At 58.5% G+C, this 14,786-nt stretch carries 11 protein-coding genes, 1 tRNA gene and 1 pseudogene; 8 read left to right on the forward strand and 5 right to left on the reverse strand.

Translation table 11 applies throughout. From position 1 onward, the window contains the following. Positions 1–101 precede the first annotated feature (101 nt). The 3 genes and pseudogenes from gor to rpiA all read right to left on the reverse strand — a co-directional run bounded on the left by gor (position 102) and on the right by rpiA (position 2,804). Positions 102–1,477: pseudogene (gene gor, locus ACQB61_RS11950) on the reverse strand (glutathione-disulfide reductase). Positions 1,478–1,551: 74 nt separating this feature from the next. Further along, entirely contained in the window at positions 1,552–2,052 is a 501-nt protein-coding gene (locus tag ACQB61_RS11955; protein ID WP_430512784.1) for a DUF2059 domain-containing protein, read from the reverse strand. 59 nt (positions 2,053–2,111) lie between these two features. Then, positions 2,112–2,804 carry a ribose-5-phosphate isomerase RpiA gene (gene rpiA, locus ACQB61_RS11960; RefSeq protein WP_430512785.1) on the reverse strand — a complete coding sequence of 231 codons (693 nt, stop codon included), beginning with the start codon at positions 2,802–2,804 and terminating at the stop codon, positions 2,112–2,114. Between the two features lie 452 nt (positions 2,805–3,256). Here rpiA and ACQB61_RS11965 point away from each other — a divergent pair, with 452 nt between their 5' ends. From ACQB61_RS11965 to neuC, 8 genes are all read left to right on the forward strand, one after another. Continuing rightward, positions 3,257–4,825, forward strand: a complete 1,569-nt coding sequence (locus ACQB61_RS11965; RefSeq protein WP_430512786.1) for a methyl-accepting chemotaxis protein — start codon at positions 3,257–3,259, stop codon at positions 4,823–4,825. Positions 4,826–4,900: 75 nt separating this feature from the next. Then, on the forward strand, positions 4,901–5,578 hold the full coding sequence (locus tag ACQB61_RS11970; protein WP_430512787.1) for an HAD-IA family hydrolase: 678 nt from the start codon (positions 4,901–4,903) through the stop codon (positions 5,576–5,578). Between the two features lie 92 nt (positions 5,579–5,670). Next, a tRNA-Val gene (locus tag ACQB61_RS11975) sits at positions 5,671–5,745 on the forward strand. A gap of 269 nt (positions 5,746–6,014) precedes the next feature. Next, positions 6,015–7,376 (forward strand): protoglobin domain-containing protein, encoded by a 1,362-nt coding sequence (locus tag ACQB61_RS11980; RefSeq protein ID WP_430512788.1) that lies wholly within the window; start codon positions 6,015–6,017, stop codon positions 7,374–7,376. Between the two features lie 185 nt (positions 7,377–7,561). Beyond that, complete coding sequence (locus ACQB61_RS11985) at positions 7,562–9,424, forward strand: tetratricopeptide repeat protein (protein ID WP_430512789.1); 1,863 nt, start codon at positions 7,562–7,564, stop codon at positions 9,422–9,424. 6 nt (positions 9,425–9,430) lie between these two features. Next, positions 9,431–10,111 (forward strand): cytidylyltransferase domain-containing protein, encoded by a 681-nt coding sequence (locus ACQB61_RS11990; RefSeq protein WP_430512790.1) that lies wholly within the window; start codon positions 9,431–9,433, stop codon positions 10,109–10,111. A gap of 5 nt (positions 10,112–10,116) precedes the next feature. After that, the gene (locus ACQB61_RS11995; RefSeq protein WP_430512791.1) at positions 10,117–11,154 is read left to right on the forward strand and encodes an N-acetylneuraminate synthase family protein; all 1,038 of its coding nucleotides are present in this window, start codon (positions 10,117–10,119) and stop codon (positions 11,152–11,154) included. Then, positions 11,151–12,278 carry a UDP-N-acetylglucosamine 2-epimerase gene (gene neuC / locus ACQB61_RS12000; protein ID WP_430512792.1) on the forward strand — a complete coding sequence of 376 codons (1,128 nt, stop codon included), beginning with the start codon at positions 11,151–11,153 and terminating at the stop codon, positions 12,276–12,278. The genes ACQB61_RS11995 and neuC overlap by 4 nt, the downstream gene beginning before the upstream one ends. A gap of 48 nt (positions 12,279–12,326) precedes the next feature. On the opposite strand, the gene ACQB61_RS12005 is transcribed toward neuC, so the two are convergent. Both ACQB61_RS12005 and ACQB61_RS12010 read right to left on the reverse strand, forming a co-directional pair. After that, complete coding sequence (locus tag ACQB61_RS12005) at positions 12,327–13,043, reverse strand: class I SAM-dependent methyltransferase (protein WP_430512793.1); 717 nt, start codon at positions 13,041–13,043, stop codon at positions 12,327–12,329. Positions 13,044–13,048: 5 nt separating this feature from the next. Further along, complete coding sequence (locus ACQB61_RS12010) at positions 13,049–14,746, reverse strand: Rieske 2Fe-2S domain-containing protein (RefSeq protein WP_430512794.1); 1,698 nt, start codon at positions 14,744–14,746, stop codon at positions 13,049–13,051. Positions 14,747–14,786: the final 40 nt, after the last annotated feature.

Here is a 14,786-nt window from a genome sequence, read left to right on the forward strand (position 1 = left end):
CACGTCACGCCTCAAAGGCTCAAAGAAAAGGCCCCCGTTCCCGGTGCAACGTGCGCACAGGGAACGGGGGCCCTTCCTTTTTCAGGTCATGTCGGCGGGCTTCAGCCGCGCAGGCGCTCCGTAGGCTCACGCATGGTCACGAGCTCCTCGGCTGCAGTGGGATGCACTGCGACCGTCCGGTCAAAGTCGGCCTTGGTTGCACCCATCTGAAGGGTAATTCCAAGCACCTGTGCCAGTTCACCAGCATCGGGGCCCATGATGTGGACGCCCAGAACCTTGTCCGAATCTGCATCGACGATCAGCTTCATGACCATTTTCTCATCCCGGCCCGAGAGGGTATGCTTCATGGGACGGAAGCTGGTCTTGTAGATGTCGAGGTTCGGCGTGCGCTTCAGCGCCTCTTCCTGAGTGAGGCCAACCGTTCCCAGCTCCGGCTGGGAGAAGACGGCCGTCGCAATGAGGCTGTGATCCACCGTCCAGGGCTTGCCGCCAAAGACGGTGTCGGCAAAGGCATGGCCTTCGCGGATGGCCACAGGCGTCAGGTTGGCCCGGTTGGTCACATCGCCCACGGCATAGATCGAGGGAACGGATGTGCGAGAGGTTTCATCCACCCGGATGGCTCCGTCCTCCCCCACCTCCACGCCAGCCTTTTCGAGGCCAAGGCCTGCAATGTTGGGACGGCGTCCGATGGCAAAAGGATCTGGTCAGCAGGCAGCGCCTTGCCACCCTTGGTATGGCCCGTGAGCTTGCCTTCTGCATCCTTGTCGATCGCTGAGAACGTGTCCCCGCAGATGATCTTGATGCCTTTCTTTTCCATCTCCTCACGTACGGCCTTGCGCAGATCATTGTCAAAGCCGCGCAGGATTTCTTCGCCCCTGTAGAGCAGCGTCGTCTCCGCGCCGAGGCCGTTGAAGATGCCGGCGAACTCGACGGCGATATAACCGCCACCGGCGACGATCACCTGCCTCGGCATTTCGGCCAGATGGAAGGCCTCGTTGGAGGTAATGACGTGCTCGCAGCCAGGCAGCGAGGGATCGACATTCGGCGTGCCGCCCGTTGCGATCAGGATGTAGCGGGCGGTGATGACCTGATCCGTCGAGAGCAACCGCACGCTGTTGGGGCCCTCGATGACGGCACGGCTGTCAAACAGTTCGACGCCGGTACGGTCAAGGTTGCGGCGGTAGATGCCTTCCAGCCGCGCAATTTCCTTGTCCTTGGCTTCGATCAGCGTCTGCCAGGAGAAGCTGCGCTCGCCGACCGTCCAGCCAAAGCCAGCCGCATCCTCGAACTCTTCGGAGAACTTTGAGGCGTAAACGAACAGCTTCTTCGGCACGCAGCCTCGGATGACGCAGGTTCCGCCATACCTGTATTCTTCAGCAATCGCGACGCGCGCGCCATGGGTCGCAGCAATCCGCGCCGCCCGGACACCGCCAGAGCCGCCGCCGATGACGAACAGATCGTAGTTGAACTCGCTCATCCTGTGAGATCCTTCAGGTCATGTCGAAAAACAAACGGCCCCGTCTCCGGGGCCGCTGGGTAAGCGGAAGCCGCTTACTGCTTGATCAGGCCACGCTTCTCAAGCTCGCCGCGCACCTGCACGACCATTTCCTGAGACAGCTTGTCCTGCCACTGGCGGGCCGCCCCGATCGACAGCGCGCTGATTTCCGGCGACAGCTGGGTCAGCTTCTTGCCCGTCGGGCTCTCATAGAAGTTTGCAATCTCCGTCAGCTCTTCTTCAGTCAGGCGGCGGGCCCAGACTTCAAAGACCATCTTGTTCAGCTCGGGACGCTCGCCGGTCATCTTGAGAGCGACTTCGGTCACCACTTCATCGAGCACACCGGTCAGGGACGGATCGGCCTGAATGAAGATACCCGTGGTCCGCTCTGCCAGCTCGGGAATGATGGTATCGAACGCGGAAAGAGCGTCCGTTGCGAGCACTGCGCGGCGTGCAGCTGCAAGATGGCTTTCGGTCAGGTCCTGTGCCATGGCGGACGGCGCGAAGACAAGACCGGCAACCACGACCCCTGCGGAAAAGAGGGCTTTAAGATTCATTTGCAAACTCCAGCGTGCATTGTCTGTGCCTGGCTGCGGCAATGACCGCAGCCAGCTCTTCAATCTTTCATTATGACGTCCACACCCTGTGGCCCGGCCACATAGGCCTTGGCTGCCAGCCCGATAAACAGGCCGGTCTCAACGACACCAGGTATGAGATTCAGGTCAGCGGCCAATTTCGCAGCATCCGGAATGGCTCCCAGCGAAGCATCCAGAATGTAGTGACCGCCATCTGTGACAAAAGGATGTTCCTCACCGCCTCGCAGCGAGAGTTCCCCAGCCAGCCCGTGACCATCAAGAACAGCGCGCACGGCAATGCGGGTGGCGCCAAGCCCGAAAGGAACGACTTCGACAGGCAGCGGAAACTTTCCAAGACGCTCCACCAGCTTGCCGCTGTCCGCGATCACAACCATCTTGCCGGATGCCGCTGCGACAATCTTCTCCCGCAGCAAGGCACCGCCACCGCCCTTGATGAGGGCCATGTCCGGATCTATCTCGTCTGCGCCGTCGACGGTCACATCGAGCACGGGCATGTCTTCCAGAGTGGAAAGCGGAATGCCCTCCTCGCGGGCCAGCGCCGCAGTGCGCTCTGATGTCGGCACGCCAGTCACTTTGAGTCCGGCGCGGACTGCCCGCCCAAGAGCGCGGACGAAATGCTCTGCGGTTGACCCAGTGCCAATGCCGACCTTCATGCCGTCACGGATTTCTTCCATAGCCCGCTCGGCGGCCTGGCGCTTGTACTCGTCGCTCATCCTGTCCCTTCCGGCAATCGTTGAAAACCCATGGGCGGCGGCAGGAAGAGGCATTCCTGGCGGCGCCCCCGGCCGAAGCCGCATGTTGTGCGCGTGATTAGCATGCCGGCATGCCCAGGGCAAAGCCGAAGTCTGTCCGGCCAAGCTTCCTCCGGGGAGAATAGTTGCAAAGCGGCACCGGAAATTAACCAGCCGTTCAGATGACGTTGCGAACGTTGGACATTCGGCATGTCCAGGACAATAAAATGCGCTCGAAGTTCAGTTCCCTCTCCTTTTCAAAGCCTCCCAAGCCTGAGGCAAGGGATGAACTTGAGCAGCAGATTCAAGTCGAAGCACTGAGAGATACACACGAAGATCAGAACGAGACCAGACGCCGGATCGCTAACGCAATCGATATGATTGAAGTGGACCTGCGCAGGGCAACTGCACAGGTATTCTCAGAGACGGAAGACTTGAGAAAACTTCTTTCTTCGCAGCAGGATGCGCTGAAGACGATACGTGTGGATGCGCTGGACCTGCAATCAGAAGCTGGCAAGGCGACCGGTACGATGTCGGAGCTTGCGGCATCCATCGAAGAACTGGCCGGATCCAGCGGACAGATTGGATCACTGGTCGAACGCTCGGGCCAACTGGCGCAGGACGCCACAGGTGCCGCGACCGAGGCTAACTCGGGGGTTCTGGAGCTGACGGCTGCAATCTCGGATATTGCAAATGTTGTGCGGCTGATCTCGGGCATTGCCAAACAGACCAACCTTCTGGCGCTGAACGCGACCATTGAGGCGGCGCGCGCCGGAGACGCCGGACGGGGGTTTGCGGTTGTTGCCAGCGAAGTGAAGGCGCTTTCGGTGGAAACGCAGAAAGCCACGGAAGAAATCGTCAGCAAGATCGAACGGCTTCAGGCTTCGGCGGATTTGAGCACCTCATCGGTCAGCCGCATCATTGACGCCGTCGCTGAACTGCGTCCGAGCTTTGCCGAAGTCGAGAATGCGATCCGTGATCAGGTGGCAACCACCGCTGACATCAGCCAGAGGGCCAACCAGACGGCGGCCTTCATCGATGAGGTTGGCAAACGCATCAGCACCATCAACAACTCTGTCTCCCTCGCCGAAGAAAGCGGAACCAGCGTCCACGGTGCCGTGGGCAAGATGGCAGCCTCGGTTTCGGCGCTGGGGCCACGCTTCACGATGATGCTGCGCCAGAGCCCCGCTGGCGACCGGCGCGTCGAAGACCGCCTGCCCTGCCGGATCAACGGCACGCTTTCCCTGGCCGGACAAACAACGGCTGTCGAAGCACGCGACATTTCCCATGCAGGTGTTCTGCTGAAGACAGGCAGCGGCGCGCACATTACTGCCCCCGCCAGCGCCCGCCTTTCACTTGAGGGCGTGGGCCAGATCGATCTGCGGATCGTCAACAGGAGTGACAACGGCCTGCACTGCCAGTTCTCCCGCATGGACGACATGACGGCAGCAGCCCTCGACAAGCTTATCCATGGCATTCAGGCAAGGAATGCGTCAGCGGTCCAACGGGCTCAGGAAGGGGCCGCCAGGATCAGCGAGGCAATGGAGAAGCTTCTCGAAAACGGGCGGCTCACGCGGGACGCTTTGTTCGACACCGATTACAAAATCATCCAAGGCTCCAATCCGCCTCAACACAGCAACCGCGCGCTTGCGCAACTGGAACAGATACTGCCGCAGATCCAGGACGCCATACTCGCGCAAGATACGGCAATGACATTCTGTGTGGCGATTGACCGGAACGGCTATCTGCCGGTGCACAACAAAGCCTACTCACATCCACAGCGGCCGGATGATCCGGTCTGGAATGCGGCAAACTGCCGGAACAAGCGCATTTTCGACGACAGGGCGGGCCTGAGCGCTGCGCGCAACACAAGACCCGTACTTGTACAGTCTTATGCGCGTGATATGGGGAATGGTAACGTCGTATGGTTGCAGGAGGTCGACGCGCCGATCACTGTGAACGGTATCCATTGGGGCGGTTTCAGGACAGCTTACAAGCTTTGACAGCAGACGCCTGCCCGCTGCAAGTTGCAGAATGTGCCGAGAATCAGCTGCGGCATGTGACAGGGAGGCCCTCGCTTGGCCACGCTCGTATTTGACCTGGACGGAACACTGGCCGATACGGCGGAAGATCTGGTGGCAGCTCTCAATGCAGCGCTCGCTGGGGCAGGATACGGCCCTGTGCCGCTGGAGCTTGCCAGACCACAAGCTGGCAACGGCTCGGCGGCACTGATCCGGCTCGGGCTGCTCTTTCATGACGCAGATCCAGCCAAAGCCCCGCTGGATAAAATGCGGGCTGACTTCCTCGACTACTATGAGGCGAACATCGCCGCATTCAGCCGTCCTTATAAAGGTGTCCCCGAAACACTGGAGACGCTGGCTGGCGGAGGCTGGCGGCTGGCAATCTGTACCAACAAGCCAGAGAACCTGGCCCGCAGGCTGCTCGATGAGCTGCACCTGACCAGTCTGTTCGGCTCCATCGTTGGCGGCAACACATATCCACGGCCCAAGCCGGATTCCTTGCCGGTGCTCGGCGCCATCCGGCGGGCGGGCGGAGAACCCTGCAAGGCAATCATGATCGGCGATACGGCAACCGATATCGCTGCGGCAAGGGCGGCACAAATCCCTGTCATTGCAGTCGATTTCGGTTACGCCAGCGTCCCGGTGGCAGATTTGTGCCCAGACAGGGTGATTTCCAGCTTTTCGGAACTGTCAGCTGCGATTGACACACTCGGCATCAGCACGGGACCACACTGACCGGCCTGTTCAAAACCCAGAAATTCTTGCGCATGCCCCTCTTGCGCCGGTTCAAAGAATGTCATAGAAGCCGATCCACGCTGCACAGCGGCGGGCGATTAGCTCAGCGGGAGAGCGTTCCGTTCACACCGGAAAGGTCGCAGGTTCAATCCCTGCATCGCCCACCATTCTCCTGATTAATGTTTGCAGGTTGTTTGCAGGCCGTAAAGCCAACTCAAGGCTGCAGTATTTATAAAGCACCTTACTTCCGGCGCAACGCAAGCAGCAAAAAGACGCCGAATTCCCCTAGGTAATTTTGCGAAGTCATTATAGAAGAAACGTTTTTTCTCTGACTTGTGCTTGCAAAAGTTGATCTCTTCCAACCATTACTGTCGCGGATTAACGCTTCCTTCAATGGCGTTGCCTACCCTGATCGTAACGAAATCGGGGAATGATCATGCTAAACAGCGATGAGGAAATGAGGAGCCGTCTGAGCTTCGCAAGGATTGACGCGGAGACGAAGTCGACCCTTACGGAACTCTGGCCTTTCGTCCAGAAAGCACTGCCTGCAGTGCTTGACGGATTCTATTCTCATATCAAGTCGCAGCCCAAGATGGCAGCCCTCGTCGGCAATCGTGAGGATATGCTCAAGAAGGCCCAAGGCGGACACTGGGCCAAACTGTTCTCCGGCCGGTTTGACCGGGATTATTTCGAGAGCATCGACCGGATTGGCCGCGCGCATGTGCGCATCGGACTGGAGCCGAAGTGGTATATCGCCGGATATCAGTACGTCCTGAACGAGCTGGTCAGTATTATCCTCAAGAAGCACCGCTTCTCACAGCGCAAGGCGCTGACTGCCATGCAGGCGCTCAACAAGGCAGTCCTGTTTGACCTCGACTTAGCAATCTCCACCTATCAGGAAGTCCTGATGGAGCAGCAACAGGAACAGGCGCGTGAGATCGGTCGTGCCATAGATTCTTTCAAGCTCAAGGTGGACGCCTCCATGGCAGAGGTGGGCAACAGCGCGGAAAAGGTGACCCGCCAAGCCATCTCCCTCTCGGACATGTCCGTATCAGCGACGACTGAAGCCTCCGAAGCTGCGCATTCCTCCGTACAGACGACGAACAACATTCAGATGATTGCCGCCGCGACGGAAGAACTGTCCAGTTCCATCGCCGAGATCTCGCGCCAGATCACCGGTGCTTCGGATGTGGCGCGCCGGGCGAATGGCGAAACGAACCGGACTTCCGCCGAAGTCGGGCGCCTGTCGGATTCTGCCCAGAAGATCGGTGACGTCATCAGCCTCATTCAGGCGATTGCAGAACAGACCAATCTTCTCGCGCTCAACGCGACCATCGAGGCAGCGCGCGCTGGCGAAGCCGGACGCGGATTTGCTGTTGTGGCAGCAGAAGTGAAGGAACTGGCGAACCAGACCTCCAAGGCAACTGAAGAGATTTCGTCCCAGATTTCCGCCATTCAGTCGGCGACCCAGAACGCCGTGAAGTCGATCAATGCGATTTCCGACACTGTGAAGGAAGTCGACAATATGACTGCCACCATTGCAGCCGCAGTGGAAGAACAGGGCGCTGCGACGCGCGAGATCTCGTCAAACATCCAGAGCGCGGCCTCTGGCTCGCAGTCTCTGGCTGGAAACGTTGACCGAGTGGCCGGTGCTATCGCCCAGACGGGCACCGCAGCTGCAGACTTCCAGGTTGCGGCCGATGGCCTCAAGAGCTGCTCGGCGCAAATCGGAAATGATGTGCGCGACTTCTTCCAGAACTTGCAGAAGATTGCGGCGGCCGCCACCAAGGCAGCCTGAAGACATCTTCCGGAAAAACGGCAGGCAGGCTCCACGAGCCTGCCTGTTTGCGTCGAGCCTTTGCCTTTGCGATCTTTCCAAAGGCAAATCAGTGTCAGAACAGGCGAATGCGGGCAGCTCACCCATTCGCGAGTTTTTCTTGCTAGACTTTGGGCAGTGATTCTCCGAAGTCAGCGGATGGACGAATGAGCTTCAAGCCGGCAAACGCCGCGAACACGACACTTGAGACAATGCGCAAGGCCGTGGCCCTGCAGCAGGCTGGTGAAATCGAGAAAGCACAGCGGCTCTACAAAACCGTCCTGAAGAAAAACCCATCATCTCCGGATGCCAATCACCTGCTTGGCGTCTGCTACCGGCAGCTGGGTTTCCCCAAGCGGGCTGTCGAGTTTATCGGCAAGGCAATCAGCCTCGCCCCCGACCGCGCTCCCTACCATGCCAATCTGGCACGCGCCCTGTCTGACATTGGCGCAGAGAACCACGCGGAAGTGCTGGCTGCAGCCGAGCGGGCCGTGGCGCTGAATCCCGGACTTGCCGAGGCGCAAAGCCTGCGTGCCGTGGCCATGACCAAACTGGACCGGGAGCAGGAAGCTGAAGAGATCTTCAAGCAAATCATAGTAGACCACCCGAATTACGGCGACGCATACCGCAATTATGGGGTTCTGCTGCGGGATCAGAAGCGGCACGCCGAAGCCGTTGAATTCTTCGACAAAGCGGTTCAGTTTGCTCCTGACAATCCGAACATCTGGCTGCAACGTGCCCGTTCACGCATGTCTGCCGAGCAGCTCGATATTGCCCACGAAGAACTGCGGGAAGCCGTCAACAAATTCCCCGGCGATCACGAACTCATGCACGAGATGGCGCGCGTGCTGTTTGCGCTCGGGGAGCCCCTGGAGGCGCTTTCCTATGCTGAAGCAGCCGCTGCGGCCCCGCACGAACCGACAGTGGACGTGACACTCGCGATCATTTTGCTGAAACTGGACCGGCCTCAAGAGGGGATCCAGCTTCTGGAAAAGGCACTGGCGCAAAGCAACAACGACCAGCCCAATATCGAATGGAATCTGGCTCTCGCCTATCTTGGTGCAGGAGACCTGAAAAATGGCTGGAAACACTACGGTGCACGTTTCAGAGCCAACATCGCGTCATGTCTCAACCGGAAATTCAACAAGCCTGAGTGGGATGGCTCCGACCTGACCGGCAAGACGATCATGATCTGGAATGATCAGGGTGTTGGCGATTGCCTTCGCTATGGTACGCTGATTCAAGACATCATGGACGTGGCGGGGAAGGTGATCATCGAATTACCGCAAAAACTGCTGGCTCCTTTCAGGCTTAGCTTCCCGGATGCCGTCATACGCACTCCCACATTCGAGACGCCAGGGCTGACCTCAACTTCGGACGACTACGACTTTCAGATCTCTTCAGCCGACCTTCCGCGGCATATCCGTCCAGACCTGCAGTCATTCCAGAAGACCAGGCACCCCGTGTTCAAAGTGAACCTCGAACGATCGAGGGAACTCTACGGCAAAATTCCTGATGCTGACAGCAAGCCTGTCGTCGGTATCTCCTGGCGCTCCAGCCGGCTCGCCCCTGCCCGCTCAAAGAACTACCTGTCTGTCATGGACTTTGCACCGATTGTGGAGGTCGAAGACATTGTCTTTGTCAATCTGCAATACACTTATCTTGAGCGTGAAATCATATATCTGCAGCAAGGACGAGGAGCAAACCTCGTCCATTTTAGCGATATTGATCAGATGAACAATATTGAAGACGCAGCAGCGCTCGCGAATTGCTGCGATCTTATCGTGACTGTGAACACAAGCGTCGCAGATATCGCTGGATGCTACGGTATTCCCCATTGGACCTTTGGTGAGAACATCCATCACTATCTCTTTGGTCAGGAAGTTGCCCCTTGGTTCCAGGATACGACCTACACAAAACTTGCTCCCGGACAGGCTGTCGTTGAATTGATTCCGGGACTTGTCGAGAGGCTTGAGCACTGGAAGTCATCATTCTCTTCCGAAAAGCGCATGAAGCGCCTGCAGCTGTGAGGCAACATGGCAGCGTCAGCGCAAGTCACCGCCATCATTCCTGCAAGAGCCGGGTCAAAGGGACTTCCGGGCAAGAACATACGGCTGCTGGCTGGCAAACCGCTCTACCGGCATAGCGTCGATGCTGCGGTTGCCGCTGGAGCAGACCGTGTCATTATCAGCACAGATATCGACGAGATTTTTGCCCATGACCTGCCCCCGGGGGTCGAGTGCGTCCGGCGCCCGCAGGAACTGGCAAGGGACAGCACCACTATGGCAGAGGTGCTGCGGGAGTTGCTGCCTGCCGCCGGCGTAACCTCAGGCCTCGCCGTTCTCTTGCAGCCCACCTCACCACTGCGCAAGGCCGAGACCGTGCGCAAGGGCATCGACCTTTTCCAGGAGGGCGGAGCCAGCATGGTCATGAGCGTGTCTCCGGCAAACTCCGCCGTGCTTAAGTGGGGTTTTGCGGATGGAGACCGCTTCGTGCCGCTGGTCTCTCCAGACTTCTGCTTTGCGAACCGGCAGGACTTGCCGTCTCTGATCAGGCCCAATGGTGTTCTGTATGTTTTCGACGCGGCGCAGTTCATCGCCGAAGGCAACTTTTCCGCTGAATCGATCCGCGTATTGCCGGTTGCAACAGACGAGGCTCAGGACATTGATACGGCCGAAGACTTTCAGCGCTGCGCAGACCTGATGGCGAAGGGATAACTGACGTGAAAATAGCTCACAGAGACATTGGCCCATCCCACCCGCCGCTGGTTATTGCCGAGATCGGCATCAATCACGGCGGCAGTCTTGATACCGCCAAAGCCATGGTGCGTGCCGCAGCGCAGAGCGGCTGCGAAATGATCAAGCACCAGACCCATATCGTCGAAGACGAGATGACCGATGAGGCCCGGGAGATCTTTCCGCCCAATGCCGATGTCTCCATCTTCGAGGTGATGCGCCGCTGCGCCTTGCCGCTGGAGGCAGAGAAAGAGCTAAAGGCCTATACGGAAAGCCTCGGCCTCATCTACATCTCCACGCCGTTTTCGCGCGCCGCTGCGGATTTCCTGAACTCAATCGATGTGCCCGGATTCAAGATCGGCAGTGGTGAGTGTGATCATTTGCCTCTGATCCGGCATATCGCCGGCTTCGGCAAGCCAGTGATCATGAGCACAGGCATGCAGACGCTGGAGAGCATCCGCCCGTCGGTCGAGATTCTCGACAAGGCTGGCATTGGTTATGCCCTGCTGGAATGCACGAACCTTTATCCCTCCCCGCCCGAGATCGTATCCCTCAGGGGTGTGACAGACCTGAAGGCGGCATTTCCCAATGCAGTTGTCGGCTTCTCCGATCACAGCATCGGCCCGGAAATGGCGCTGGCGTCCGTGGCGCTGGGTGCCTGCATTCTGGAGCGGCACTTCACCGACACACGCTACCGCAAGGGACCGGATATTTCCTGCTCCATGGACCCATCCGAACTGCGGTTTCTGATCGAGCGCTCCCGGGAGATCCATATTGCGCTTCACAACGAAAAGAAGCGCACGGCACCGGAAGAAGACGTCTACCGCTTCGCCCGCGGATCTGTTGTGGCAGACCGGGATCTGCCGGAAGGCCATGTGATCACTGAAACCGACATCTGGGCGCGGCGGCCGGGCAATGGCGAGATTCCTGTCTCGCGGTTTGACGAGATCATCGGGCGCAAGCTGACGCTAGCGGTCAAGCGCAATCAGCAGCTGCGCTGGAGTGATCTGGAGCCCGGCCAATGACCGCCAGACGGCTCCTGTTTCTGACTGGCACCCGAGCCGATTTCGGTAAGCTGGAGCCTCTCGCCATCGCCGCAAGGAATGCAGGCCACGAGGTGACGTTCTTCGTGACAGGCATGCATATGCTGGAAAAATACGGCCTCACCCGCAACGAGGTGCAGCGGCTGCCTGGCGTGATCAAGCACGAGTTCATAAACCAGCGGCTGGGCGACCCACAGGACATCATCCTGTCCAAGACAATCCTTGGCCTTTCGGACTGGGTGCATGAGAACCGGCCGGATCTGACCATCGTGCATGGCGACCGGATCGAAGCCCTTGCCGGGGCTCTTGTCTGCGCCACCAACTACATCCGCTGTGCCCATATTGAAGGCGGTGAGGTGTCAGGCACGATTGACGAGGTCTACCGGCATTGCAACACCAAGCTCTGCACGTATCACTTTGTCAGTTCCGAAGCTGCCCGCACGCGCGTTCTGACGCTTGGCGAGGAGCCGGGGACGGTCTTCAATATCGGCTCGCCGGAGCTGGACTTTCATGGCGGCCCCTCCGGCGTCACTCTGGATGAAGTGCGCCGGCGCTACGCCATTCCCTTCACGGAATACGGAATTGCCGTGTTCCATCCGGTGACATCGGAGCGGGACACGATCGGCGAACAGGCGCAGAGCCTGTTCGCTGCGTTGTCGGCAAGCGGCCGCAACTTCATCGTCATTTCCCCAAACAACGATCCCGGCTCAGAGGATATCTTTGCCGAAATCGAGAAGCTCGACCCGACGCGCTTCCGGCATTTGCCGAACATGCGCTTTGCTTATTTTTCCGAGCTCATGAAGAATGCGGCAGCCATTATCGGCAACTCCAGCGCCGGTGTGCGCGAAGCGCCGTTCCTTGGCATCCCCAGCCTCAATCTCGGAACACGGCAGCTCAACAGATCAGTGGCGCCCGCCATTACGGAAGCCTCTGCCTTCGACCGCGAGGCCATCGCGGACTTCCTGACCAACAGATGGGGCCAGCGCTATGCCTCCGACCGCAGCTTCGGGCAAGGCAATTCGGCATCCCGTTTTGTCGAGATCCTGAGTGGTGCCGGCTTTTGGGACGCCCCGCTGCAAAAGCATTTCTACAGCGCCGGGCAATAGGCACTCATGCCCGGCTTCTAGCTTTTCAAGGCGTGATGCATCAGCAATTCAGAGCCTTGGTACCATGCGCTGTGCCACCACATGATAACGGGAGGCGTGCGCCGGACCGGTCAACACACTGCGCCGGACCAGCACCAGCTCCTGTAACTGGAACCATCCCTCCAGCAGCCGGGAAATCTTGTCTGGATTAAAATAGCTCTGGACCGTGCCAAACTCATGGTCTTTGGAGACAGTCAACTCCCCGGCAAATCCCTGATCCTGAAGCTCGCTGTCTTCCGGGCTGATAAGATCGAGATAGAAAAGGGATCCGGGCTTCATCACCCTTGCAATGTCCTCCATTGCCGCTCTGGCATGCTCGAAGGGCATGGAATCGAGAACCGCGTGGGAGACGGCGGCATCAAAAAAGCCATCCTCGAATGGCAAACTGCGCCCGTCGCCGCAAACAAGCCGCTCTTCTGCATCCGTATAGCCAGCAGCAGAAAGCCAGCGACGGCCAGCCGTAATTGCCTTGTCAGACAGATCAATGCCCCGGCCATCCAACTCCAGATCCAGCGCAAGGCGGACATGACGGCCGAGGCCGCAACCGAAGTCCAGAATACGGGAACCAGGGCCAAAGCCTTTCATGTACTGCACTGTTTCCAGCCCGGAACGCTTGGCAACGCGACGGGCGAAGAAACGGATCACTTCCTCATTGGGGTAGAAAAGAAAGTTATCGCCACGGTTATAGGCGGCGTTCCATTCGTTACGTCTCGTGTCCTGTTCCATCCGTTTCACACCACGAATTCATGTTGAATGTTGATACAGGCGTCGCACGCGAGCGAGGCACGCTTGACCCTGTTGTTCACGTAGACATTCGAAAAATGATACCAGAATTCTGAATGGTAAATATTGGGCTGGCGCTTCACCCTGCACTGGAAACCGATCGACAGATCCTCCCAGGGCAGTCCGAGCCGGATGACCCGGATGAACTCGCTACGGCGGATGCGCAGGGACAGAAACCGGTCGAGGCTGAGAAGATAAGCCTCATAGTCCGCGCGGACGATTGGCGTGACGCTTCTCGGGCCTTCTTCGTCGAAAAGACAGAAAAAGGCCTCCTCTCCTTCTTCAAAATCATCATCGGTCAGGCGGACAAGCAGGTTCAGCGGCCTGGCGTAGCCTGATCCGAGGAAATAAGCGGACACCTCAACTGGATCGAGCGCTTCCCCGCCCGGAGGTGGCGCGGCAAGATAGGCTTGCGTTGGCGCCTGATCCAGAACGGCCCCATGCCGGGGCAGGCTTGCCTTGAAGTTCCGCCCCTCGAACAAAAACCGCGTGTCCTTGGTCACATCCAGAAGCCGGACACCCCGATCCTCACAGATGTCGCTGTAGTCAGAAACCGCGTTTTTCCGGTTATGCTCCTTGATGTAACTGTCCCGCGGCGCGGCTTCCGAGAAGAACCCTGCATAAGGGAGAAACGCAGCGGGAGACGTTTTCTCGAGGATCTGAGATGCCAGATATTTGACCGTGTTGCGATTGCGGACGATGATCTGCTGACGCTCCCTCTCATCGTAGTTGTCGAAGCAGAGGGGAAAGCCGCTCGCACCACTGGCAAAGGACGACGCAAAAACGGTCAGCCCCTCCGGGAAGCGGTAGAAGTCGATGAAATTGGCATCGACGGCCAGCAGGGCACTGAAACTGCCAATTTCCACCAGAAGGCCGCTATCATCACGGAAATCTCCGCTTTTCAGCACCGAAAGTGAGATTTCTGCCGCATCGTCGCGCAAAGCGGCATCGAAGGGAGCTGCCAGAATGCTGACAAATCCCAGCTCCTCCAGATAGCGGACGGTCGACCCACTATCGAAAGCAGGCGTTAGAACCGGCATGTCCTTGCGCACGCGTTCCAGAGTTTCACGGTGAAGATGGTCCGGGTGATTGTGAGAGATGTAAAGAAAGTCACAGGCGTTGATTTTCTCAAACGCATCGGCCGGCGTGGGCAATGCCAGCCACCAGCCATTGCAGAAAGCAGGACCCAGCAACCAAGGATCTGTAGCGAAGCTCAAGCCTTCCGTACGGATGATGAGGCAGGCGTGGTTGAGAAACTCAATCTCGACCGGCAGAGGCTTTGAATATCCTGCCAGTGAACGCGACATGGACTTCAGGGCGAAACGCACCGGTTCAGCTGAGGCTGAACCATCTGCAACCACAGCCAGAGGCACCTTGGTACATTCGACATTCTTGTAGCGCCCTGAGGCAGGATCCAGTTCCCAGCCGTGCATGGGACAGGAGACGCGGCCGTTGTTGAAGATCAGGCGCCCACCATTGTGATCGCAGATGCGGTCATAGACGCGGATCTCCCCGCCACCCCGAAAGATGATCCAGTCGTCCGCATTGCTGATGCCTTCCGGCACTGAGCGTGGGGCAATTTCTTGCGGCAGCTCGCGTATGGCAAAGGCTGCGGGCACGATAGAAAACCTGTCCCAGACCGCCATTGCTGCACCTTTCCCGTCTCGCCCGCTGCCGGAGCAGTGG

This window comes from Pannonibacter phragmitetus (assembly GCF_050510895.1).
Classification (GTDB): Bacteria; Pseudomonadota; Alphaproteobacteria; order Rhizobiales; family Stappiaceae; genus Pannonibacter; species Pannonibacter phragmitetus_B.